15 protein-coding genes are annotated in these 23,650 nt (G+C 69.0%); 7 read left to right on the forward strand and 8 right to left on the reverse strand.

Going from position 1 to position 23,650, the window contains the following annotated elements; genetic code table 11:
• Window positions 1-53: 53 nt before the first annotated feature.
• From C5708_RS04785 to C5708_RS04800, 4 genes are all read right to left on the reverse strand, one after another.
• Window positions 54-3,038, reverse strand: a complete 2,985-nt coding sequence (locus tag C5708_RS04785) for an autotransporter domain-containing protein (protein WP_242918417.1) — start codon at window positions 3,036-3,038, stop codon at window positions 54-56.
• Window positions 3,039-3,448: 410 nt separating this feature from the next.
• The gene (locus tag C5708_RS04790) at window positions 3,449-6,670 is read right to left on the reverse strand and encodes a TonB-dependent receptor (protein ID WP_242918419.1); all 3,222 of its coding nucleotides are present in this window, start codon (window positions 6,668-6,670) and stop codon (window positions 3,449-3,451) included.
• Window positions 6,671-6,863: 193 nt separating this feature from the next.
• Window positions 6,864-7,907 carry a FecR domain-containing protein gene (locus C5708_RS04795; RefSeq protein WP_242918421.1) on the reverse strand — a complete coding sequence of 348 codons (1,044 nt, stop codon included), beginning with the start codon at window positions 7,905-7,907 and terminating at the stop codon, window positions 6,864-6,866.
• Complete coding sequence (locus C5708_RS04800; RefSeq protein WP_242918423.1) at window positions 7,904-8,452, reverse strand: sigma-70 family RNA polymerase sigma factor; 549 nt, start codon at window positions 8,450-8,452, stop codon at window positions 7,904-7,906. The genes C5708_RS04795 and C5708_RS04800 overlap by 4 nt, the downstream gene beginning before the upstream one ends.
• A 174-nt stretch (window positions 8,453-8,626) precedes the next feature.
• Here C5708_RS04800 and C5708_RS04805 point away from each other — a divergent pair, with 174 nt between their 5' ends.
• The 4 genes from C5708_RS04805 (at window position 8,627) to C5708_RS04820 (ending at window position 13,513) form a co-directional block, all read left to right on the forward strand.
• Window positions 8,627-9,115 (forward strand): hypothetical protein, encoded by a 489-nt coding sequence (locus C5708_RS04805; RefSeq protein ID WP_242918425.1) that lies wholly within the window; start codon window positions 8,627-8,629, stop codon window positions 9,113-9,115.
• 525 nt (window positions 9,116-9,640) lie between these two features.
• Complete coding sequence (locus C5708_RS04810) at window positions 9,641-11,830, forward strand: TonB-dependent receptor (protein ID WP_242918427.1); 2,190 nt, start codon at window positions 9,641-9,643, stop codon at window positions 11,828-11,830.
• A gap of 17 nt (window positions 11,831-11,847) precedes the next feature.
• Window positions 11,848-12,807 (forward strand): alpha/beta hydrolase-fold protein, encoded by a 960-nt coding sequence (locus tag C5708_RS04815; RefSeq protein ID WP_242918429.1) that lies wholly within the window; start codon window positions 11,848-11,850, stop codon window positions 12,805-12,807.
• Between the two features lie 58 nt (window positions 12,808-12,865).
• Window positions 12,866-13,513, forward strand: a complete 648-nt coding sequence (locus tag C5708_RS04820) for a TetR/AcrR family transcriptional regulator (RefSeq protein ID WP_242918431.1) — start codon at window positions 12,866-12,868, stop codon at window positions 13,511-13,513.
• A gap of 6 nt (window positions 13,514-13,519) precedes the next feature.
• Here the strand turns inward: C5708_RS04820 and C5708_RS04825 are convergent, their stop codons facing one another.
• Genes C5708_RS04825 through C5708_RS04835 form a run of 3 tightly spaced genes read right to left on the reverse strand, consistent with a single transcriptional unit; the run spans window position 13,520 to window position 16,436 of the window.
• Complete coding sequence (locus tag C5708_RS04825) at window positions 13,520-14,659, reverse strand: aromatic ring-hydroxylating dioxygenase subunit alpha (protein WP_242918433.1); 1,140 nt, start codon at window positions 14,657-14,659, stop codon at window positions 13,520-13,522.
• A 3-nt stretch (window positions 14,660-14,662) separates the two neighbouring features.
• Complete coding sequence (locus C5708_RS04830) at window positions 14,663-15,805, reverse strand: MFS transporter (protein ID WP_242918435.1); 1,143 nt, start codon at window positions 15,803-15,805, stop codon at window positions 14,663-14,665.
• Window positions 15,795-16,436, reverse strand: a complete 642-nt coding sequence (locus C5708_RS04835) for a hypothetical protein (protein ID WP_242918437.1) — start codon at window positions 16,434-16,436, stop codon at window positions 15,795-15,797. The genes C5708_RS04830 and C5708_RS04835 overlap by 11 nt, the downstream gene beginning before the upstream one ends.
• 293 nt (window positions 16,437-16,729) lie before the next feature.
• Between C5708_RS04835 and C5708_RS04840 the strand changes: the two genes are divergently transcribed.
• Genes C5708_RS04840 through C5708_RS04850 form a run of 3 tightly spaced genes read left to right on the forward strand, consistent with a single transcriptional unit; the run spans window position 16,730 to window position 20,859 of the window.
• Window positions 16,730-18,511, forward strand: coding sequence for a serine hydrolase domain-containing protein (locus tag C5708_RS04840; RefSeq protein ID WP_278253789.1), 1,782 nt, complete (start codon window positions 16,730-16,732; stop codon window positions 18,509-18,511).
• A gap of 33 nt (window positions 18,512-18,544) precedes the next feature.
• Window positions 18,545-19,549, forward strand: coding sequence for a dipeptide epimerase (locus tag C5708_RS04845; RefSeq protein ID WP_242918441.1), 1,005 nt, complete (start codon window positions 18,545-18,547; stop codon window positions 19,547-19,549).
• Entirely contained in the window at window positions 19,516-20,859 is a 1,344-nt protein-coding gene (locus C5708_RS04850; RefSeq protein WP_242918443.1) for a peptide MFS transporter, read from the forward strand. The genes C5708_RS04845 and C5708_RS04850 overlap by 34 nt, the downstream gene beginning before the upstream one ends.
• A gap of 70 nt (window positions 20,860-20,929) precedes the next feature.
• Here the strand turns inward: C5708_RS04850 and C5708_RS04855 are convergent, their stop codons facing one another.
• A complete protein-coding gene (locus tag C5708_RS04855; RefSeq protein ID WP_242918445.1) occupies window positions 20,930-23,374 on the reverse strand; it encodes a M20/M25/M40 family metallo-hydrolase in 2,445 nt (814 codons plus the stop codon).
• Window positions 23,375-23,650: the final 276 nt, after the last annotated feature.

Below are 23,650 nucleotides of genomic sequence, written 5' to 3' on the forward strand. Positions count from 1 at the left end.
GGCGCGGAAGGCCTTCGCCGCATGGGCGGCGAAGGCCGGTCGGCTCGTTTAGCCTAGAACACCATGCGCAGGCCGATGCGGCCGCTGTAGTTCTCATAGCGGTCGCTGGAGCCGGCGGCGCCTTCGACGAAACCGGTCAGGCCGGCCGTCGAGGCGAAGCTGGCGCCGGCCTGGAACTGGCCGTAGCTCTTGAGCGGATCGTTGGCGAGGACGCTGGCGGCCTGGCCCTGGATGAAGCGCACGCCGCCTTCGCCGTCGAACTCCTTCACCACGTGGGCCCCGAGATAGTAGGCGGCCACGCCGCCGGCCAGCGGCCGGCTGCCGCCGACGCGCGCGCCGAGCTTGCCGCGCAGGCCGTTCAGGACCTCGAAGTCCAGGGTCGCGCCCAGGGCCCGCAGGGTGTCGAGATCGGTGCGGCTGTAGGCCAGGCTGGCCACCGGTTCGACGAAGAAACCGGCCGATCCGATCCGCGCGCCGGCCTCGGCCTGCACGCCGAACGTCGAGCCGTCGAGGGTCTCGGCGTAGCCCGCCGTGGCGCTGCGCGTCTTGACTTGGAACAGGTCGTACTTGGCCAGGGCGTCGACGAAATAGCGCCCCTGCCGCCCGAGGGCGTAGGCGCCCAGGTTGACGCTCTTGTAGTCGGCGCGGTCGGCGGTCCCGGCGAACTTCAGCGCCGAGTCGAGATAGCCGCCGGTCAGGCCGAAGGTCACCCCGGGGGCGGCGGCCGCCGAGCCCAGGTCGACGCCGATCTGCCCGCCGACATGTTCCTGGCGATAGGAGAGGTCGACGGTCTGGGCCATGCCGCCGGCGGCGCGGACCAAGGTCTGGTCGCGCTTGTCGGTCGAGCCGTAGACCTGTCCCCAGACCCGTCGGGCGGGCGATCCGCCCGCAGCCGGATCGCGCAGGGACGCGGCGTGCGCCGACCAGGCGTCGGCGGACTGGCGCCACAGCGTCTGGGCGCCTTCGTTGATCTTGAGCGCCTGGAACACCGCCGCGCCTTCGGTGGCGACCAGATAGAAGTCGTCGCCCGCCGCCTCATAGCGCAGGCCGTAGTGCGCGAAGCCGACCTCGCTGGAGCCGGGCGCCAGCGTGAAGGCGCCCGCCTGCGAGCCGCCGCCCGCATCGACCAGCTTCAGCGTGGTGCCGGGCGTCAGCGCGACGCCGCCCACATGGTTGAGGCTGATCGAGGTCACGCCGGAGGCCGCGCCGCCGATGACCAGTTGGTCGTGGGTCGCGCCCCCGCCGGCGAGGGCGTTGACGTCGAGGGCCAGTCGGCCGTTCACCCCGACATAGTCGCCGGATATCCTCAGGACGTCGCCTGCGTGGTTGTCGGCCAGGGTGACGAGCCCGGCGTTCTCGAACCGCCTGAGGCCCGACAGGGCGGAGGGCGCCAGCATGCGGACCACGCCCGTATTGACGAGGCGGCTCGCGCCGCCGCCGAAATCGCTGACGCCCGAGAGCGCGAAATCGCCGCTGTTCGCGACCAGATTGGCTCCCGCGCCGAAGCTCACGCCGCCGACGAACTTGCCGCTGTTGGTCAGGGTGACGGGCCCCTGCGTCGCGACGATCGTCGGCGACGCGCCGCCGCTGAGCGAGCCGGCGTTGTTGATGGTCGCGTTGAGGGCGTTGACGACGATGGCGCCGCCCGCGCCGGTCACCGAGCCGGCGGCGGCGATCGTGATGCTGGCGGCCGCGCCGCTCTGGACCACGACGGCGTCGCTATTGGCCGAACGCACCGTTCCCGAAATGGCGACGTCAGCCGGGCCCGCGACGCCGATCGCGTGGATGGCGGCGGCGTCCGCAGCGCTGTTGCGCACGGCGACGCTGACCGGGCCGCTGTTGCTGCGCGCCAGGACGCCTTCGCTGAGCGCGCCCGAGGCGACGACGTCCAGCGCCCTGACCGTGACGCGGCCGGCGTCGGCGACGGCCATGACGGCGGCGGTCGCCGCGCCGCGCGTCGAGACCGTGGCGACATCCGCCGTCACCGCGCCGCGGCCGTTGGACAGGTTCACCCCGATGCTGTTGGCGCCGAGGGTCGAAACGGTTCCGGCGCTGGTCAGCGCGATGTCGCCGTTGGCGTTGACGCCGTTGACGCCGTTGCTGCCGGTCCCGGCGGTCGAGATGGCGCCGTCGATCTTGACGACGATGCCGCCAAAGATGTTTTGCGCATCGACCGCGGCGGCGTTGTCGCCTCGCGTGTCGACGGCGCCGGCATGGACGAACGCATCGCCGCTGTTGTTGCGCGCCTGCAGCCCGACGCTGCCGTTCCCCTGGGTCGAGATCGATCCCGCGTCGACCTTGACCAGGCCGCCTTGGCCGATGGCCTGCAGGCCGAAGCTGTTCGCGCCGACCGTGACGATCGACTTGGCCGAAACGTCGAGGCGGCCGAGATCGGTCGAGGACTGGATTCCGATGCTGTTTCGGCCGGCGGTCCGCACCGCGTTGACGTCGATGAGGATGTCGCCGCTGGTGGCGGCCGTGAGGCCGGACGAGCCCACGCCCGTCGTCTCGATGCGGTCGGTGCTGGTGACGACGAGATTTCCGGAACCGACGCTGAAGGCGTCGATCCCAACGCCCACGGCCAAGATGGAGCCGGCATTGATGGTGAAGCCGCCATTGTAGCTGTTGGCTACGACGCCTTCGGCGCCAGAGGTGACCTTGCGTACGTTGATGAGCCCTCCGCCGTCGTCATGGAAGGCGTAGACGCCGGCGCTGGTGGTCGAGACCACCTCGCCCAGGTTGGCGGTGATGAACCCGGTGCTCGTTTGCAGGGAGACGCCGTAACCGCGGTCGGCGATGACGCCGCCGCCGTGATTCAAGGTGATGTTCTCGTCGTTCGATTGCAGATCGACGCCCGCGCTGACGCTCGCGGTCGAATGGACGAGCGCGCCGCTTTCAAGGTTGACCGTCAGGCCCTGTCCGGAGGCGGAATAGCTGATGCCCCCCGCATAGGGGCTTCCCGTCGCCGCGCAGGTGACGACGCCGCCGGCCGCGGCCCCGCATTCGTTGGAGGCCAGGGCCAGGCTGGGAGCGGCCAAGGTCAGGGCCGCCCCGACCAAGGCCGAATTGATCTGCAGCCGCGTGCGTAAGGATCGAGTTCCGGACGCGTTAAAAGATTGACGAATGGTTACGGTTTTCGAACGAGTACTGTGCACTGTCACCTGGCCATACTGAACTATGCGCGCGTCAAAAAACGCTCCCCAGGCTGAATCTATGCCTGAGTATGCATCAAGGGTCGGGGGCTCATGACCTAATTTTGGCCATGAATCAACCAACCTGCTCCCCATTTTTCTTCTTGAGGCTGATGGATTTGCGATCTTCCGCGCCGGGGCGGCTGCATGGCGCCGCCGCGTTTCAGGGGAGGGGCGGGAGGCAGGCGGGGGAAGTCGTCGCCCTGCGCCAGGGCGACGACCGGGCCGTGGGGCGGGCGCTCGACGCGCCGTCGCCCCTAGAACCCCTTGCGGACGCTGAGGCCGATGATGCGGGGGTCCTGGACGAACACGTTCGAGGTCAGGCCGGTGTCGTCGCTGTTCAGGAAGGTGCCGGTGATGGCTTTCCCGTCGAGGGCGTTCTTGACGTAGACCTGCACCGTCCAGTCCGTTTCCGGCATGCGCCACGTCGCCGACAGGTTGATGTTGCCCCAGCCGCGCAGGCGGTCGATCTGGTCCTGATAGATGCGCGCCCAGCTGTCGCCCTGGTAATAGAGGTCGGCGCGCAGGGTCAGGTCGCTGCGGCCGAAATAGACCGTGTACTGCGGGCTGACGCTGACGGTGAAATGCGGGGCGTTCGGCAGGTTGTGCCCGCCGACATCGGCGGCGAAGCCCTGGCCGCCGTTCGGCGCGTTGACCAGGGGGTCGTAGGGAACGCCGCCGATGAAGCGGAGGTTCGGGCTGCCTGGGCCGTAGCCGGGACTGAACGGGTTCCTGCCGCAGAGGCCGAACAGCAGGCTGGGGCGGGTCGCGGTGAACTGCAGGAGCTTGGACACGATCGCCGCCGGCGCGATGCAGTTCGAGGCCTGTTGCATCCAGGGGCGCACGAGCACCCAGTTCGGGTCGCCCTGGGTGCGGTTCATCGGGTCGATCGAGGACTGCCCGGAGCCGATGCGCGTGTCGAGCAGGCCTAGGGCGGCGCTGACCTGGAATTCCCGCGTCGGCCGCCAGATCGTCTCGAGTTCCGCGCCCCAGGTCTTGGCGTCGAAGTTCTCGTTGAGCGTGGCGCGGTCTTCGATCTGCGAAATCTGATAGTTCTGATAGTCGTTGTAGAAGGCCGCCGCATTGACGACCAGCCGGCCCCCGGCGAGCACGTTCTTGGCGCCGATTTCGAAGGCGTCGACGTACTCGGCCTTGTATCGCGGGTCCCGTTGCGTGAAGTACAGATACTGCGGATCGGCTCCGATGCCCGGCGAATTGGTGCCTCCGGCCTTGTAGCCGTGAGAATACGAGGCGTAGACCATCGTGCTGTCGGTGAACGCTGTGCGCGGCGTCCAGTTCAGCACCAGCCGGCCGGTCGGTTCGCTCCAGGTCTGGCGAATGTCCGGCTGGGCCGGATAGCCGCTGTTGACGAAGCCGCCCCCGACGAACGTGGTGGTCAGCAAAGCCTGGCTGGGTATCGGCGTGGTGATCTTGCGGTCGTTGGTGAAGCGCAGGCCGGCCGTCAGCTTCAAGCTGTCGGAAAGCTGCCAGTAGGCTTCGCCGAAGATCGCCATCGAACGCGTATCGGCCAGGTTCCAGCTGCGGAAGTAGTTGTGGCCCTGACCGTTGATCCGGCCGAGAGGGTTCGGGTCGATATAGACGCAGCCCTTCCCGGTCGATGGGTTGGCGGGCTGGCCCGGCGCGCACGGCAGTGGGCCGGCCGCGATGTTCTCGGTATTGTAGTAATTCTCTGAGAGAAAGGTGAGCACGTTGTTGAAGACGTAGTAGCTCTCATCGATCTGATAATAGAGGTAGTTGGCGCCGACGCTGAAATTGAACGGTCCTGAATAAGCTGATTGCAGGCGGAATTCCTGGGACCACTGCTTGCTGTTCGAGGTGACCATGTCGACCATGAGCTGGCGGTTGGAGCAGCCCAGCTGAGGATCGCAGAAGAAGCCGTTCGGCAGGATATTGTAGGCGGGGGTCGGAAGGGTGGGGTTTCTCAGTAGGTTGTCCGTCGCATTGAATATCGGGTTCGACTGAAATCGGGAATAATCCTGGGTGGATCGATATACATCCCGAGTGAAGAGGGTCTGGGAAACAAACTTCAGACTATCGGTCACGTCGAAGTCGACATTGAACTGAAAGACATCGTTATGCGCGCGGAAGCGCGGGTCGTAGGTCGTCCCGATCGTGCGCAGATCTCTTGACTGGATCAGCCCATGGAAAGGGTCGGTGGCGGGAGGGATGGCGGCGACATTGTTGCCGCCGGGGGTGGCGCCGATCTGGCCAGGCGCGGTCGACGCCGCCATGATCCATGGCATGCCGCTGCCGTTCGGCACGCCAAACGCTCCGGGACCGTAGAGCGAGCCGTCCAGGCAGCCTTGATTCAAGTGCGCCGCGTCCACGGGGCGTGTGGCGACGCCGTTCACGGCGGGCTGGCCCGGGTCGGTGTGGCACAACTGCTTGCCCGTGCGCGCCCGGTCGTCGTTTTCGTCGAAATGCTCCCAGATCAGGTTGGCGTTGAAGCGGCTGGTCGGCTTCCAGGCCAGCGACAGGCGGCCGGACCACAGGTTGCGGCCGTCGACGTCCTTGTCGGTGACGCTGTTCGTCACGTAGCCGGACCGATCCGTCCAGGCGCCGGCGGCGCGGAAAGCCAGGGTGTCGGAGAGCGGGATGTTGACCATGCCGCTCAGGCGCTTGCTCGAATAGTTGCCGGTCTCGGCCTTGATCCAGGCTTCGAACCCGCCGAGCTTCGGCAGGTTGGGGATCATGTTGATCACGCCGGCGGTGGCGTTGCGGCCGTAGAGGGTTCCTTGCGGGCCGCGCAGCACCTCGACGTTGTTGACGTCGAAATATTCCTGTTCGAACAGGCGGTTGCGGATCATCGGCGAGGCGTTGAAGCTGACCGCCACGGCCGGGTCGGTGGTCACCGACAGGGCCTGGGTGCCGATGCCGCGGATCTGGAAGTTGTAGCTGGCGAAGTTGGTCTTGGTGAAGGCGGCGTTCGGGGTCGCCGTGACCAGGTCGCCGCCGGTCTCGATGTGGCGGTTGGTCAGGTCCTCGCCGGTGAAGGCCGATATCGCGATCGGCACATTTTGGATGTTCTCGGCCTTCTTCTGGGCGGTGACCACCACCTCCTCGACCGCCGGCGCCGCGTTAGCGCCGGCGCTTGCGAGCTGGGGGCGGGGCGTCTGGGCCTCCGCGGGGTCGGCGACGATCAGCAGGGCCCCGTTCTGCGTCTTGGCGTAGGTGAGCCGGGTCCCCGACAGCAGGACCTTCAGCGCGCCCTCCGGCGGCAGGTCGCCGGCCACGCCGGGGCTGTGCTTGCCGGCCACGATGTCGGAGGAGAACAGCACCTGCTGGTCTCCCTGTTTGGCGAACTGCTGCAAGGCGGCCCGCAGGTCCTGGCCGGCGATCTGGAAATGGGCCGGCGGCTTGGTCTGGGCCTGGGCGCCGCCGGCGGCGGCGAGCAGGGCGACGAGCGCGCATCCGCTCATGGCCAGCGTTCTGGGCGAGGTCTTGGTCTTGTCTGTCATCGGCGTTTCCCCGTCGACCGTTCCGGTCTCGACGCCGCTTGAGCGGCTGTCATGCAGGAAGACGCCGGCTGGAGTCCCCGCCCACCTTTCCGCGGGCCAGTTTTTTACGGGCCGGGGACGCGATGCGACGGCCTGAGAAGCTTTCTATTGAAAAATCAAGACTATGCGCCGTCCGTCGCGCCCGGCGAACGGCTCAGCGCCTGGCGGTCAGCACCGTCTGGCCGTCGGGGGCCCTGCGGGCCTCCAGCGGGAAATAGGCGGCCAGGGCGTTGACGAACGTGGCCGGTTCGCTGGTCCGGAAGCGGCCGTTCACCCGGTACTGGGCTAGGGCCGGGTCGCCGACCACGATGGGCTCGGCGGCGTAGCGGTTGATCTCGGCGACGGCGTCGGGCAGCGGCGTGTCGTTGAAGACGACCGCGCCCTGGCGCCAGCTGGTCACGGCGGAGATGTTGGCGGGCGCGACGGCCACCCCGGCTCCGGCGTCGGTGGCCGTCAGCTGTTCGCCCGCCTTCAGTTGGCGGACGTCCGGGCGGATCACCGCGAGCAGGCCGGGCCGGACCGGGTCGACCCGCACCCGGCCTTCGATCAGGGTCACGTCGACGCGGCGCGGATCGATGCGGATGTCGAAGGTGGTGCCGACGGCGGTGACCCTGCGCGAGCCGGCGGTGACCACGAATGGGCGGTTGGCGTTCTTGGCCACCTCGAACAGCGCCTGGCCGGCGGTCAGGGCGATGTCGCGACGGTCGGGCGTGTAGTCGACGACCATCTTGCTGCGGGTGTTCAGCGTCACCTTGGAGCCGTCGGACAGGACGACCGTCGTCCGCTCGCCCACCGCCGTCTGGAACACCGAAATGGCGTCGCGCGGAGCCTCTGCCGGGACCGGCGCGACGGGCGCGGGCCTGAAGATCAGCCAGGCCCCGGCGGCGGCCCCGGCGACGGCGAGGGCGCTCACGCCGGCGGCGATCCGCCATGGCCGGCCGGCCGGCCTGAGCGCCTGCGCCTGGTCGCGCATCGCGCGCAGGCGGGGATTGACGGCGTAGGCCTCCTTCAGGCCGCGGATGCCCGACTGCAGGTCGTCGAAGGCGGCGGCCCGCGCCGGATCGGCCTCGCACCAGGCCTCGAACGCCTTGCGGTCGTCCTCGGCGCACTGGGCCGACCGCAGCCGCCTGTCCCATTCGGCCGCGTCTTCGGCGAGGGTGGAGGGCCGGCCTTCGAGCTGCCGGTCGGGAAAGGTCATTTACGATCCAGCATGACGGCGGCGATGTGGGCGTGGGCTTTGGCCATGTTGTTCTCGACGGTGCGCACGGCGATGCCGAGCCGGCGCGCGATCTCGACATGGGGCAGATTGTCGAAATGATATAGCACGAACACGGCGCGGGTCCTCTCCGGCAGCGTCTCCAGCGCCGCGACCAGCGCGTTGACGGTGTCCCTGCCTAGAAGGACGCGTTCCGGCGAAAAACCCACCTCGTCGGCCAGGTCGTCGCCGATGAGGTCGTGGGCCGCGGCCGCGTGGCGCGCCTCGCGCCGGCGCCAGTCCTTGAGCACGTTGCCGGCCGCCCGGAACAGGTACCCCTCGACGTGGCCGATGGTGTCGAGGTCGCCGTGCTTGGCCAGTCGCAGGAACACCTCCTGCACCAGATCCTCGTGGTCGGCCGGCGGCATGCGCCGCTGGAAGAAGCGGATCAGGGGCGGCCGGTAGCGCCGGGACCATTCCTCAAGCAGGCTGACATAGCGGCTCGGCGCGACGTCTTCGTCGTCGCCGACCGAGGCTCTTCCCCCCATGACGTTCCCTTCCGATCTCGCCGGCAGGCTCCCTTCTTATTGACAGGAATGTCAAGGCCGGCGCGGGAAGGACGGCGGCGGCGCTCATAGGTTCCAATGAGGTCGGCCGCCCGCCCGGCGGCTAGGATCGGTGAAGGCCCCAGGTCCGCTCCCAGGTTCGCTCAAGGAACGCCCATGTCCATGCAGGTTTTGAAGTTCGGCGGCGTTGTCGCGGTTCTGCTCGCCGCCAGTCCCGCTTATGCGATCGACGTCTGCGGGCTGGCCAGCCGCGCCGAGGCCGCCGCCGTCGTGGGGCAGCCGGTCGCCGCGGCGATCCCCGCCGGGCCGCAGCAGGACGAGGATTCCCCGGGGCGGCTTTCCTATTGCACCTATCGCGCCGCTAAGGCCGGACTGATTATCTCGGTGGTGGAGTTCTCGTCCGCCGCCGAAGCGCGCAAGCAAGCCACCGTCCATCTTGTCGAGGCCCATTCTGACGGGGCCAAGGTCGTCGAGGAAAAGGGCGTCGGCGAACGCACCTTCTGGGCGCTGTCGGCGCAGGGCGCCAGCTACACCTTCCTGAAGGGCGCGCGGGTGGTCGCGGTGGCCGCAGGCGGCGTCGGTCAGCCGGCCCAACGCAAGGACGCGCTGCGCGCCCTGGCGAGCGCCGTCGCAAAGAAGCTCTAGCCCCGTCTGATCCGCCGTTCGACGTTCCGCCATTTTCGGGCCGAGGCTCATCAGGCGTAGGGGAGGCGACCGTCGCGGCGCGACCGCCAACCGGAAACGGAGCCTTCGGGCTCCAAGATGGCTGAGCTGATAAAATACCCCCGCCCCAAGCCGTTCTGCGATCGCTGCGATGGCTGCGGGGCGGGTCTGCGAAAACGCGCCGGTCGCCTCCTCGTCCGCGTCCGTCAGGTCGGATGTCGTGAAACGACTAGAGCGCTGGATTAGGCTAATTGTACTCCCTTTCTTTTTGCCGTCGGCGCGACACGCCTGTCTGTGCGACGCTGAGGCGTCTCAGAATTTCAATTTGAAAGCGAATTTTCGGCGATATCCGTCGTCCGGCGACGTCTCTCTTAAATGCTATTTAAATTAGCATAAACTTGACGCCGATCCCGTCGCGGCCTAGAGCGCGTCCCAACCGGTAGGCGGAACGCCACGATAAGGACCGGACTGGGAGGGAAGATGCGTACAGTTACGAAGTCGCGCGCAATGTTGACGGCCAGCGCGGCGCTGATCTGTTTCGGGGCGGCCGGCGGCGCTGGGGCGCAGGCGCGTGAGCCGCTCGAAATCGAGGAAGTGATCGTCACGGCGACCAAGCGCGAGGAGGCCCTTCGCAACGTTCCCGTCAGCATCTCGGCGGAAACGGAAGCCGCGCTCGCCCGGCGCGGCGCTGCCCAGATCGACGACATCGTCGCCAACGCCCCGGGCCTGTCGAACGCCGGCGGAGGCGCCAACCAGGCCAACCTTGTGGTGCGGGGCGTCACGACCGGCGTTTCGGCCGGGTTGCAGCAATCGACGGTCGGGCTCTTCATCGACGACCTGCCCGCCGATCCTGGCGCGGGCGGGCTCAGCACGACCGACCTGCGCTTGTTCGACATCAAGCGCGTGGAGGTCCTGCGCGGCCCACAGGGCACGCTCTTCGGATCCGGCTCGCTGAGCGGCGCGGTCCGGGTGATCACCAACAAGCCCGACCTGAATGCGATGTCGGGCACCCTCGAGGCCGGTGCTAGCGCCACGGACGGCGGAGATGGTTCGGGCGACTTCAACGCCATGCTCAACGCGCCGATCGTCGCAGGAAAGCTGGGCGTCCGCGCCGTGGGCTACGCCAGCTATGTCGGAGGCGACATCGACAATCGCCTGACCGGAGGACGCGACGTCAACTGGGGGAGGCAGTCCGGCGGGCGCCTGATGGTCGCCGCGGAACCGACCGAGCGTCTCTCGCTCCTGGCGACGGCGCTCTATCAGAAGAGCAGGTCCGGTTCGACCGGCCACAGCTCCTACGACCTCAACGGGTCCGACGGCCGCACCAGGGCCAGTCTGGTCGAGCCCTCGGTCGATCTGGAGAACAGGATCTACAATCTGGTCGGCCGATACGCCTTCGACGGCTTTGACCTGGTTTCGTCCACGAGCTACTCGACGAAGCAGCTGTTCGCCGTCAGCGACGCCAGCGCCTATGTGACCCTGCTGGGCTATGCGCTTGGCGTTCCCGGCCTGGTCGCGGCCACCCCCAGCCTGACCCCTTCGAAGGCTAAGACCTTCACGCAGGAACTGCGGCTGTCCTCGACCGGGGAGGGGCCCTTGCGCTGGACGGTCGGCGCCTACTACCAGACCATCGACGGGACCGGCGGCCAGACCATCGACTCCCCGGCCATCGCGGCCCTGGTCGGCGTCAAGCGCATCCAGGACGTCCGCACCGCTTCGGACGAAAGCGAGAAGGCGATCTTCGGCGAGGCGACCTACGCCCTCAACGAGAAGGTCGACCTGACGGCCGGGGTGCGGGTCGGTCGCTCGAGCGTGGCCTTCACCACCCATTCTTCCGGCGTCCTGATGACCGGCGACCTGTCGCCGGCGACCGTGATCGACACGACCGGCAAGCAAAGCGAAGTGACCACCAACCCGCGCTTTGCGGTGACCTATCGTCCGAGCGACAGTCTCACCCTCTACGCCCAGGCCTCGCGCGGCTTCCGGACCGGCGGACCGAACCTGACGGCCGGCCTCAGTCCGACCCCGCCGCCGGCGACCTACGATTCCGACAGCCTCTGGAACTTCGAGGTCGGCCAGCGATCGCGCCTGGCGGGCGGGGCGGTGCGGCTCAACACCACGCTCTACTACATCGACTGGTCCAACATTCAGGCCTCGCTCTACAAAGGCGTCGCCTACACCGGCAATGCGGGCGACGCGCGCGTCTATGGTCTGGAGGCCGAACTGACCGCCCTGGCGACCCGTTGGCTCGAAGTGGGCTCGGCCCTGTCCCTCAGCCACGGCGAACTCACCAAGGACGTCGCCCAGATTTCCCGGGTGAGCGGCGTGATCGGCGCCAAGTCGGGCGACCAGCTGCCGGCCAGTCCGGCGGTGAAGGCGTCCGCCTACGCGCAGGCCGGCTTCGACGTCCTGGAGCGCCGCGGTTATGTGCGGGCCGACATCCAGTATGTCGGCGAACAGTTCACCGACTTTGGGCGCCAGGGCGTCCGGTTCGGCGACTACATGGTCGCCAATCTGCGGGCCGGGGTGAATCTCGAGCGCGTCGAGCTGATCGCCTTCGCCAACAACCTGTTCAACTCCGACGGCAAGACCAGCGCGGTGGATGCGACCTTCGTTTCTGGCGTTCCGCTGGGCGAGCGCGGCGCGATCCGCGTGCGGCCGCTGACCGTCGGCCTGACCGTTCGGGCGCGATTCTGATGGGTGGGAAATTCTGGATGAAGACGTCGAACCTTGTCGCCGCCGCCTGCGCCGCCTTCGCGCTGGCGGGGCCTGTCGCCGCGCAGGCGCCCGCGGCTGTCGAGCCAGTCCAGGTGCTCTACGCCAACCAATGGGACATGACCTCCAAGGCCGGCGGCCTGGCCTACCGGATCTTCGTGGCCGAGCCGCTGACCCCGCCCCCGCCGGGCGGCTATCCGGTGGTCTATCTGCTGGATGGCAACGGCTACTTCGGCACCGCGGTGGAGATCGCCCGCATGCTCGAACTGGCGGGAGAAATGCGGCCAGCGATCATCGTGGGCGTGGGCTATCCGTTCAAGCTGGATGACCCGACCGGCTCGATGCGGCAGATCGCGGCGCGCAGGGTGTTCGACTATACGCCCAGGCCGCCCGCGGGGGGGGTCGTGGCGGAGATGGGCGGCCTGCCGGTGGGCGGGGCCGACGACTTCTATCGCTTCCTGAAGGAGGATCTGCAGCCGCGGCTCGCCGGCGCGTACCGGATCAATCCCGCCGAGGAGGTGCTTGTCGGGCATTCGCTCGGAGGGCTCTTCGCGCTCGACACGCTGTTCAAACACCCCGGAGCCTATCGCAGCGTCGTCTCGGCCAGCCCGTCGATCTGGTGGGGCGGGGCCGTGGTCCTGAACAACGAAGCGGCCTTCAAGTCCGCGGTGGCGGCCGGGCGGGCGGCTCCACGCGTATTGGTGACGGTGGGCGGCCTCGAACAGTCCGCCACCGCGGTCGCCCCGCCGCCAGGCATGAGCCAGGCGCAATTCGATGACTACATCCGGCGCATACGAACCATCGACAACGCACGGGAACTGAGCGGGCGGCTCGCCGCCGTCAAGGGCGCGGACGGATACAAGGCCGAGTTCGTCGATTTCGGGGGCGAGACCCACGTCAGCGTGGTGAGCGCCAGCATCGCGCGGTCGCTGCGCTTTGCGCTTCCGCCCCGTCCCTAAGCACATCTCCCGCAGGTCGCCCGGCCTGTGCTAATCGACCTAGCGGGAGACATGAATCATGGCGGAACGAGCCTCGCGCCGGCGGCTGCGGCAGAACGAGCCGATCGGCACACGCGACCTGATCCTCGAGGAGGCCATGCGCCTGATCGCCCGCGACGGCGTCGAGGAGCTGAAGCTGAAGGACATCGCCGACGCCGTCGGAATCCAGACGCCGTCCATCTACCGCCATTTCGAGAGCCGCGAGGAGATCATCGCGGTCCTGGCGCGGACCATGCTCGACGAACTGGCGCAGTTCTTGAGCCCCGACCCGGAACTGCCGCCGATCGCCTGGATGGAGAGCTGGGCCAGGGGGCTCGTGTGGTTCTTCGCCGCCAAGCCCGCCTATGTGCGGATGTTGCTGCGCGACCTGGCGACGCCCGGCGGCTTCGGTCCCCTGACCACGGCCTTTGGCCCCGTCGAGGATGCGACCAAGATCGACGCGGTGGGGCGCATCAACGAGAACCTGAGGGTCGCCTATATGCGTGGCGTGGCCGAGGGGGTGTTCAAGCCTGGCATCCACCCCAGCTTCTTTTCGCTGATGTTCGGCGCCATCCTCGTCTCTCTGGCCTGGCCCTATGCGGGCGTAGCCGCGTCGGTAGGGGTGAGCGAGCTGGAGCGCCTGCAGTCCCAGGCCGTGACCATCGCGCTGGCGCTGGTCACGGCCTGAGCGGGCCTACGCCCCGCCGGCGGTCGCTATGCGGCGGGCAAGGTAGCGCGCGAACTCGGCGATCGTCTGTTCGATGGGCGACAGGGGGCCGGACCGCGCATCGCGGCTCTCCAGTCCCCGCTGAACGCCCGTGCAGGACACGCGGTCCTCGGCCAGGATGGCTTCCAGCGTTGCGCGCTCGCGCGGCAGCGCGGCGGGGTCCGCATCGGACGGGACGAGCCAGCCGACACGCAGGCGCGTGGTCGTCGCCGAAGTCGGAGTGAAGGAGAACCAGGTGGCCGTGGCGCCTGACAGCGCGATGACCAGGTTCGGATAGACGCCGACGATCTGCAATTGGGCGAGGTCATCGCCGGTTAGCCGGGAGTTGGCGCCGGGCTCGAAGCTGAATCCGTCCGCTGACGGAACGATGTGCAGGTTGTGCTGCGCTCCGCCCGCCTCGCAGCGCACGCCCAGCGTCGGGAAGGCCGGCTCCAGGGTTTGCCGGTGAACGCCCATGTGGTGGTAGGTCTCGCAGCTGTTCTCGAACGCGACCTTCCAGTTCGAGGGCCAATCCTCCTCGATCAGGAAGCCGGTCTTGAGGTTGAGCAGGTCATGGCGGCCGCAGAGTTCGGCGATGCTCGCCAGCCTGCCCGCCAGCGGGGCGGCGCCGGCGTCGGCGTTGAAGAAGACGAAGCCCTGCCAGACCTCGGTCGCGAAGCGCGGCAGGGCGCGATCTGCTGGCGCGAAGGCCGGGTTGCCGCCCATGGCCGGCGCGCCGCGCAGGCGGCCGTCCAGCTCATATACCCATTTGTGGTAGGGGCAGGTGAAGAGCCGGGCGGACCCGCTCCCGTCTTCGCCGACGAGGGCGCCGCGGTGGCGGCAGACACGGCTCAGGGTGGCGATGGACCCATCCTTCTGCCGCACGGCCATGACCGGGCCCACAGGGCTGTCATAGGCGGCGTAGTCGCCGGGCTGCGGGATATCGGCGGCGCGGCCGACGCACAGCCACTCGCGGGCGAACAGGACCTCGTGTTCAAGCGCCAGGAAGCCGGGGTCGACGTAGCAGGCGGGGGGCAGGGCGAACGCCCGCTCCAGTGGCGCGCCGGCGATCGCCAGCACCTCTTCGGCGAGCGGCGACAAGGTTGATGTGCGCATCGACTGTTTCACTTTCTAACTTGAATGATCTCGGAGTCGGGCCTGCCGATTTCGGCGCCCGGCGACTACGAGCCCTCCCGCCGCGGCGGCGCCTGAGACGAGCGCCGCCGCGGCGAGGCGGTCGAGCGCGCCGGCGCCGATGAGGACGCCGCCCGCCAGGGGCGCCAGCGCGCCAGCGAGCATCTGGACGCCGTAGGCGGCGCTCGCCAGCCGCCCGCTTTTGTCGGCCTCGACGGCCGCGCCCAGGATGAAGGGCCAAACGAAGATGAAGGCGAAGGACAGGGCCGAAAGCGCGAGGATGTAGTGAAGCGGTTCCCGTGAGGCGGACAGGGCCGCGGCCGAGGCGCCAAAGACGAGCAGGCCGGCGCCGCCGACGGCCAGGGGGCGCACGCTCGCCAGCACGCGGGCGGCGGCGGCGCCGGCGACGCCCAGGGCGGCGGTCGATCCTACGGCCATCGTGACCGCTTTCGCCGAAAGGCCGGCCGCCAGACCGATGCGCTCGCAATAGCTCCAGACCGCTCCACCGGTCAGGAAGGCTATTCCCGTGGCGCCGAGCAGCGGGACGGCCACGCGCCAATCCAGCCGCCCCGCCGCGCCAGATTGGATGGCGACGCCCGGGTCGGGAAGCCGGGCGACGAACGGCGTCGCGCTGAGGGCCGCGGCGGCCAGGAAGAGGCAGCCGCCGGCGAAGCCGAAGCGGTCGATCGTCAGGCCGGCGCCGAGGGCGACCGCGCCGCCGAGGGCGGCGAGCAGGATGGCGATGTCGGCCCCCAGCTTGGTCGGGGCCGTGGACATCGCCATCGCCCGGCCCGCCGCCGCCAGGGCCAGGCCCCCGCCGGCGCCGGCCAGCAGCCGCGCCGCGGCCAGCAGCCAGCCTTCGGCCTGGACGGCCGCCAGATTGCCCATCGCAAACAGCAGGCACCCGGACAGGCCGGAGGGACGTGGCGGCAGGCGTCGGGCCAGCGCCGAGGCGGTCAGCGCCGCCACGGCGCTGGCCAGGAGCTCAAGGCTGAGCAGGGCGCCGGCCGCGGCGGCCGTCATCTTTCGATCGTCGATCAACGCGCCGGCCAGGAATGGAAAGGTGTTGAGCACCGCCATGCCGGGCAGGCTGGCCCCGAACACGCCCGCTCCCAGGCTGCTGGCCGGCTTAGGCCGCATGGTCGACCACGGCCCAGTACAGACCCGCCCAGTTCGTCCCGTCGCGCAGTCCGTCGCCCCGTGGCAGGTCGGGCGGCGGCCGTCCCAGGCGGCGCGTCGGGCGCCATTCGTCCTTCGTCCTGCAGAATTCGACGGCGCTGAAGCCGGCCGGCCCCGCGTCGATGATCGCAATGGCGGTCGCTCCCAGTTCGATCAGTCGTCCGCTCGCGCGCGACTGTGGCGCGGCGCGGCCTTCAAGGACGCGTCCCTTAGCCGGGCCGCGCCGCTCGCGGAGCCAGACCTCGGCATAGGGAAGGGGCTGGTCGCCGGCTCGATAGATTCCACGCTCGATCAGGGTGTCGCCGTTCAGGCGTAGCTCGGCCTCGTCGCTGGCCTTCTGGCGCTCGAGGTCCAGGTCGCGACAAAACGTGATGCGTGGCGCGCGCCACTGCGCGCGGCCGGAAAATGCGGCCGGAGGGCTTAGCGCGCCCGCCCCCAGGGGCGTGCGCAGGTCCACAAAGAACGCGCCCAGCTGAATCCAGAGGGCGTCGCTGTCTTCGAACGGCGCGCGGCCGCCCACGGCTAGCGACTTTCGCCGCCAAAGCCCCGCGAGCGTTCCGAGCGTTGAAGGCGTTTCGGCGGTGTCGGCCACGGCTCTATCGACTTAGACTAATTTAAGTAGCATTCGGATGAAGGCAAATCGACCACGTGTCAATGGGTATCGTCGCGGTCGAGCGGGGGTGTTGCGAAAATAAGCTAATACAATTAGCAATTCTGTAATTGGGTTGGGAAACGGTTGGGCGGAGGGGCGTTATGAGGTGCGGCGCATGGATCGCGATCGGGGTGGCGGTGTTGATCGCCGCCGCTTCGCAGGCCGGGGCGACACCGGCCGCCGGTGGGCGCGAACTGACCGCCGTCGACGCCGAGGCGTTCGTGGACGGCCTCATGCCCTACGCCCTGAAGCGGGGCGACGTGGCCGGCGCGGTCGTGGTGGTGGTCAAGGACGGCGAGGTGCTGCTCGCCAAGGGCTACGGCTACGCCGACGTGGCCAAGCAGACGCCCGTCGATCCGTCGCGGACCCTCTTCAGGCCAGGCTCGGTGTCGAAGCTGGTCACCTGGACGGCTGTCATGCAGCTCGTCGAAGCCGGGCGGCTCGATCTGGATCGGGACATCAACGCCTATCTCGATTTTCGCATCCCGCCGCGAGCCGGAAGGCCCGTGACGCTCCGTGACCTGATGACCCACTCGGCGGGGTTCGAGGAAGGCGTGCGCAACATGTGGAGCCGCGACGCCGCCGGCCTGCAAAGCAACGAGGCCTGGCTGAAGGTCTGGGTTCCAAAGCGGATCTACCCATCCGGCGAAACGCCGGCCTACTCGAACTATGGCGCCGCCCTGGCCGGCTACATCGTCGAGCGCGTCTCTGGACGCCCCTTCGAAGACTATGTCCGGGCGGAGATCTTCCGGCCGCTTGAGATGACCACGGCGACCTTCGTCCAGTCGCCGCCGCCGGGCGTTTCGCAAGGCTACATGCTCGCGTCCGGCCGGGCGTGGAGGTTCGAGCGCCTGGCTCCGGCTCCTGCGGGCGGCATGTCGGCCAGCGGGCGGGACATGGCGCATTTCATGATCGCCCATCTTCAGGACGGACGGTACGGCGGCGCGCGTATCTTGCAGGCGCAGACCGCTCAGAGGATGCATGGCGAGGCGAGGCGTCTGATGGCGCCGCTCAACGGCATGCTGCTCGGCTTCTATGAAACCCAGCGCAACGGCCGGCGCATCATTGGCCATGGCGGCGACAGCCAGGCGTTCCACAGCGACCTCAAGCTCTTCCTTGACGACGGCGTCGGCCTCTACGTCGCCTTGAACAGCGCCGGCCGTCCCGGCGCCGCGCGCACAATCCGCAATGCGCTGTTCGAGCAGTTCGCCGATCGATACTTCCCCGGCCCGCCGCTGCGCGAGCCTGTGCTGCCGACCGCGCGGGCCCATGCGGCGATGCTCGCCGGAACTTACGAAAACTCCCGGCGGGCGGAGACGACGCTTCTCTCGATCGGGACTTTGTTCAGCCAGCTGCGGATAAGCGTCACGCCTGACGGCTCGCTCGTCGCCGACGGATTTCGCGGTCCCAACGATCAACCGAAGGTCTGGCGCGAAGTCGCCCCGTTCGTCTGGCGTGAAGTCGGCGGACAGGAGCGGCTAGCCGCCAAGGTCGAAGGCCGCAAGGTGGTCGCGGTCAGCACCGATCCGATCTCACCGTTCATGGTTTATCAGCCGGCGCCGTGGTGGCGGTCGGCGGCCTGGCTTGTTCCGGCATTGATCGCTGGCCTGGCCGTCATGGCTGCGACGGTTCTGGCCTGGCCGACGGCGGCCGTGCTCGGCCGCGGACGAGGCGTGGCGACGGCGAGGCCGCGAAACGCGGTCGCCGCCCGTCTCGCCGTTCGCTGCTGGGCGGCCGCGACCCTGGCGGTCGCGATCGGCTGGGCCTTGGTGCTCGACGGCGCGGTCAGAGACCTCGCGGAATTCTCGACGCCGCTCGACCCCTGGCTGGCCGTGCTCGAGATCGGCGGGGCGGTCGTGGTCGCCGGTCCCCTGATCGCGCTCTGGGCCTTGTTTGCGACCTGGCGATCGGGCTGGCGCAGGCGAGCCTGGGCGATGCTGCTGGTGCTCGCGGCGGTCCCGGCGGCGTGGGTCGTCCTCGTATTCCGGCTCGTCGGCGCCGGCCCGAACTACTGACCTCTTCTCCACCTATCGTAAGGATTTTCGCAAGTGAACAGACCTGCGCGCCTCGACCTGCGCCTGGACATCGAGCATTGGCCGCTTCGCGCGCCCTTTCGCATCACCGGCTACACCTTCACCGTCCTTGAGGTCCTGGTCGCGCGCTTAGGGGACGGCGAGCATCAAGGACAGGGCGAGGCTGCGGGGGTCTACTATCTGGGCGACCGTCCCCAAGGGATGAAGGCGCAGGTCGAGGCCGTCCGGGGAGCGATCGAAGCCGGGATCAGCCGGGAGGAACTGCAACGCCTTCTTCCGGCCGGCGGCGCTCGCAACGCGGTCGATTGCGCGCTGTGGGACCTGGAGGCCAGACAACGCCGAACGCCGGCCTGGCGGCTGGCGGGCCTGTCGGAGCCGCGACCGCTGGTCACGACCTACACGCTTGGCGCAGACGCGCCGCAGGTCATGGCCGACGCCGCTCGCGCCTTCCCGGCGGCCAGGGCCCTGAAGCTGAAACTGACGGGCGAGCCCGTCGACCTTGAACGGGTCCTGGCCGTCCGGGCGGCCCGTCCGGATGTCTGGATGGGGGTGGACGCCAACCAGGGGCTTGATCGTGACAGCTATGCGGCCTTGGCGCCGGTCCTGGCGCAGGCCGACGTGCGGCTGCTGGAGCAGCCCTTTCCGCGCGGAGCCGAGGCGCTGATGGACGGGCTCGCCAGCGCCGTTCCCATCGCCGCCGACGAAAGCGTCCAGATCTTCGAGGACATCGCGCCGCTGGCCGGTCGAGTCCAGGCGATCAACATCAAGCTCGACAAATGCGGGGGGCTGACCGAGGGCCTGCGAATGGCCCGCGAGGCGCATCGGCTGGGCCTGCAGGTCATGGTCGGCAACATGATGGGCACGGCTTTGGCCATGGCCCCGGCCCATCTGCTGGCCCAGCTCTGCGAGGTCGTCGATCTGGACGGCCCGATAGTGCTGGCCGCCGACCGGGAGCCAGGGATCGTCCATGAGCACGGGCTGGTGTCGTGTCCGCCGGCGATCTGGGGCGGCGGCGCGTGAACGGCGTGGCGGACAAGACCTGGTTTGGGCAGCCCCGAGGGCTGACCGTCCTCTTCCTGACGGAGATGTGGGAGAAGTTTTCCTTCTACGGCATGCGGGCGTTGCTTGTCTATTACATGACCAAGGCGCTGATGTTCGATCAGGCGCGCGCCTCGCTGGTCTACGGGCTCTATACCGCCGTCGTGTACTTCACGCCGATCATCGGCGGCGCCGTCTCCGACCGTTGGCTGGGGCGGCGCAGGGCGGTGATCGCCGGCGGGTCGATCATGGCGCTGGGCCACTTCATGATGGCCTCCGAGACGTTGTTCTTCTCGGCCTTGGCCGTCATCGCCATCGGCAACGGTCTCTTCTTGCCCAGCCTGCCCAGTCAGATCAGCCGCCTCTATGCGCCGGAGGACCCGCGCCGGACTTCGGCCTACAACGTTTACTACGTCGGGATAAACCTCGGCGCCTTCCTCGCGCCGTTGGCGTGCGGGACGCTCGGCGAGCTCTACGGCTGGCACTGGGGTTTCGGGGCGGCAGGCCTCGGCATGATGGCGGGGCTTTGCCTCTATGTCGCGGGGCGGCGATATCTGCCGCCCGACCCTCCGCGTCTGCTTGAAACGGTGGAGCCAGCCGACGGAAAGCCGGCGTCGTCGCAGACTTTCCTGCTGCTCGGCGGCGTGGCCCTGGCGGTGGTCGTCTTCCGGATCGCCTACGAGCAGACCGGCAACACCCTGGCGCTTTGGGCCGACGCGAATGTCGACCGGAGCCTGGTCGGCGGGTGGAGCATCCCGATGACGTGGTTCCAGTCGCTCAACCCGCTCCTGGTCTTCCTGTTGACGCCGCCGCTGGTCGCCTACTGGACACGCCGCGCCGCTCGCGGCGCGGAGCCGTCGTCGATGGTGAAAATGGCGCTGGGGGCCGGGGTCGCGGCTTGCGCGTTCGCGCTGCTGGCGACCGTCAGCGCCGCTGGCGCCGGGCAAGTCAGCTGGATTTGGCTGGTGATCTTCTTCGTCCTGCTCACGGCGGGCGAACTCCTCATCCTGCCTGTCGGGCTCGGGCTCTTCGGACGGCTGGCGCCGGCCGGGCTGGCGGCGACGACCATCGCGGCATGGTTCTTCGCGGCCTTCGCGGGAAACCTGTTTGCAGGTCTCGCCGGGATGGCCTGGGCGCAGATCGGGCCGACGCTGTTCTTCACGCTCATGGCCGCGACCGCGGCGGCGGCCGGCATGGCGTTGCTCTGCCTGGACCGACCGATCCGTCGGCTGGAAGGCCTCGCCGCCCCCGGCTCCAGCCCCTCGGAAGACAGATGCGAGGCCTCGATTTGAAACGTCCGGCCCTCGCCTAGGCGGGGGCTTGCGCTCATCGCGCGGAGACGCTGGTCGCGGCTAGGGCGCCTCACTTCCAGTCGAACTTGCGGCGCGTCACGATCCAGGTGGTGTCGGCCCGCCTGAAGGGCTCGACGCCGCTGGGGCGAGGGGCGGGCTCGCGGCCCTTGGGCCAGCCGTCGCGCACCTCCGCCACCCAGATCTCCAGCACGCCCGCGCCCGCGGGCTTCGGAAGCTCCAGCACGACGTCGCCCTCGGCGGGGGCGTGGAAGGTGACCTGCGACCAGACGCCGGCGGGCAGGGCGGCCCTGACCGGCAGCCCCCCGATGCTCAAGCCCTTCATTTCGGCCGAGGGCTTCAGCATCAGCCGCATGAAGCGGCCCTGGTTGACCGCGCGCGTGCGCAGCAGCAACGCCTCGCCCGAGGTTTCGAGCGTGATCGGCGGGGCGGCGAAGGCGACGGGCCGGGCCGCCGCGAGCCAGAGCGGCTCGGACAGGAACGGCTCCAGGCGGCCGCGCCTGGGGAAGTCTCCGTCGAGAGACAGGGCGGCGCTCGTCCAGGCGCCGAGGTCGGGGGATGCGCTGGCGCGCCAGGCGCGCCCCTTGTCGAGATCGGCGACGTAGAACGCTTCGACCATGTGCGGCGCCTGCGGCGAGGGACGCGAGCCCCGCACGCCGGCGACGGCGAGCAATCCCATGCCTGCGACGAGGAGGATCGAACCGCCGACAGGCGCGCCGTCCCAACGCCAGACAAGCGGCAGCAGGGCGAGAGCGGCGAGCGTGGCGAAAGGCGTCAGGACGAGGGGGGCCACAGGCCCGGTCGCCGTGAAGAAGCCATAGGCCTGACTGGCGAGCAGGCCAAAGGCGAGAGCGCCCAGCGCGCCTATCGCCAGAAGCTCGAGCGCGGGGCGTCCGGCCGGGGGTTTCGTCATGGCTATGGCGCACGCGGCGACCATCGCCAGAAGGGGCCAGGTCAGAAGATGCGCGCCCTTGGGGACCGCGAACTGTAAACACAAAGCCAGAGCCGCAGCCAGCAGCAATCCGCCGGTCCATAGGCCCCAGAGCGTGTTGGGGCGACGCAGGACGGCCGCGCAGAGCAGGGCGCCCGAGATCGCCATTCCGGCGCCGGGCGGATCGATCCCGCCCAACAGACTGCAGATCAGGCCGACGGCCAAAAAGGCGTACGCCGCCGCGCGCCACCAGCCGTTGGCCGCGGCCGGGAGCACCAGGAGGCCGATCCCTGAGAGCAGCAGCACGCCCCCGCCCAGCAGCAGTTCAAACTGGCCGATCAGGGCGTGAGGCGAGGCGCCCGCGCCGAGCAGAGCCGTCAGCAGCCGGCCATCCAGACGCAGGGCCAGGGCCGCGGCGAACAGCAACGCCAGCAGGACGCCGGCGCCGCTTGCGAGTTGGCCCGGCGTCGCCAGGTCGCGCCGCACCGCCAACGCCGCCAGTATCAATGCGGCGGCGGCCAGGCCGATGGCCAGCATCCATCCGCCCCACGGCGGGTAGCTCACGAGCTTGAGACCGAAGACATCGGAGTAGACGCGATCCGGCGCCGAGACGGGCAGGGCGGGGGCGTCCGCCATGGCCCTCACCACGGGGAGGACTTGGTCGCCCATGTGCTGGAGGCTGCCGCGGTTGAGCCGTTCCGGTGTGGAGATCGGCGTGTGGTAGGCGATCTGGTGGCCGGCGAAGGCGAAGTTCATTCCCGGAAGGCCGCTTTTGAACGCGCTGGTCAGGTCGGTGTCGTTGGGCATCCGTTCGTAGAGCCAGGATGCGAAGGAGTCGGCGCTTGGCGCGCGCGCATGCTTCTGCAGCATGGCGACGAGGCCGCCGCCCTGGGCGCTGGTTTGGAACATCGCGGTTCGGCCGCTGTCGCCCCGCGCTTCAAGGTTCACGACGACGCCGACGCGCTTGCGCGACGGATCGACCTGGAAGAAGGCCGATGAGCCCAGAAGCCCCGGCTCCTCGCCGTCGGTAAACAGGAAGATGACGGTGCGGCGATGCGGTTCGTCCGCCTTGAGCGCGCGCGCGATCTCCAAGGCCGCGGCGATTCCGGCCGCGTCGTCGCCCGCTCCGGGCGAATGGGGCGCGCTGTCGTAGTGGGCCATCACCAGCACCGCTGGCAGGGTCGGGTCCGTCCCGGGCAGTTCGCCGACGATGTTCTGAACGCGGCCGGCGATCGCCAGGTCGGGAAAATGTTTGTTCTCGGTCACGCCCACGGACGCCCGCCGTTGCGGCGACAGGCCCAGGGCCTGCATCCGGGCGACGAGGCGGCGTCGAACCAGCTCGATCTCCGGCGAGCCGGTCGGATGGGGCCGTGCCGCGATCGCCTCGACGTCGGCCATGGCCCGTTCCGCAGAGAAGCTGTGCGCAAGGGCCGAGGCCGGCGAGGGCTGCGGCGGCGACCCGCTCATCGCCGCCAGCGCGATCCCCGCGATCCAGGCCAGCGCGAAGCCCGCCAATTGGAAGGCCGGTCTCTGGCCAGCGATGTTCGGTCGCTTCGTAAACGCCACGCTTTCACCCCTCTCGGGAGGACGCGATCGCCCTCCGAATAAATGCTAATTAGATTAGCTTATAGGGGTGTTTCGCAGGGTGGCTACCGAAGACTGCGCTCGGCGCGACGCTGGCGGGGGCGGGCGAAAGGGAGGATCAAGTCCGGGCCGCTTTACCGCAGCGAACTTCAGCGGCGTCGGCTGTCGCCCTGGCCAGTCTCAGGACGGGGAGCCCGTCCCGAGACAGTGATCATACGAGCACGTCGGCGGCGGCGGGACGCCGGCGTGCCGACGGCG

The organism is Caulobacter sp. CCUG 60055, from assembly GCF_022750545.1.
In the GTDB taxonomy this organism is placed as follows: domain Bacteria; phylum Pseudomonadota; class Alphaproteobacteria; order Caulobacterales; family Caulobacteraceae; genus PUIC01.

Bases quoted from the DNA above. Each gene is read 5' to 3' on its own strand.
- C5708_RS04840 (WP_278253789.1), top strand. From the start codon at position 16,730: ATGCCCTACGCCCTGAAGCGGGGCGACGTGGCCGGCGCGGTCGTGGTG.
- C5708_RS04790 (WP_242918419.1), bottom strand. From the start codon at position 6,670: ATGACAGACAAGACCAAGACCTCGCCCAGAACGCTGGCCATGAGCGGA.
- C5708_RS04815 (WP_242918429.1), top strand. From the start codon at position 11,848: ATGAAGACGTCGAACCTTGTCGCCGCCGCCTGCGCCGCCTTCGCGCTG.
- C5708_RS04820 (WP_242918431.1), top strand. From the start codon at position 12,866: ATGGCGGAACGAGCCTCGCGCCGGCGGCTGCGGCAGAACGAGCCGATC.
- C5708_RS04800 (WP_242918423.1), bottom strand. From the start codon at position 8,452: ATGGGGGGAAGAGCCTCGGTCGGCGACGACGAAGACGTCGCGCCGAGC.
- C5708_RS04795 (WP_242918421.1), bottom strand. From the start codon at position 7,907: ATGACCTTTCCCGACCGGCAGCTCGAAGGCCGGCCCTCCACCCTCGCC.
- C5708_RS04830 (WP_242918435.1), bottom strand. From the start codon at position 15,805: ATGCGGCCTAAGCCGGCCAGCAGCCTGGGAGCGGGCGTGTTCGGGGCC.
- C5708_RS04805 (WP_242918425.1), top strand. From the start codon at position 8,627: ATGTCCATGCAGGTTTTGAAGTTCGGCGGCGTTGTCGCGGTTCTGCTC.
- C5708_RS04810 (WP_242918427.1), top strand. From the start codon at position 9,641: ATGTTGACGGCCAGCGCGGCGCTGATCTGTTTCGGGGCGGCCGGCGGC.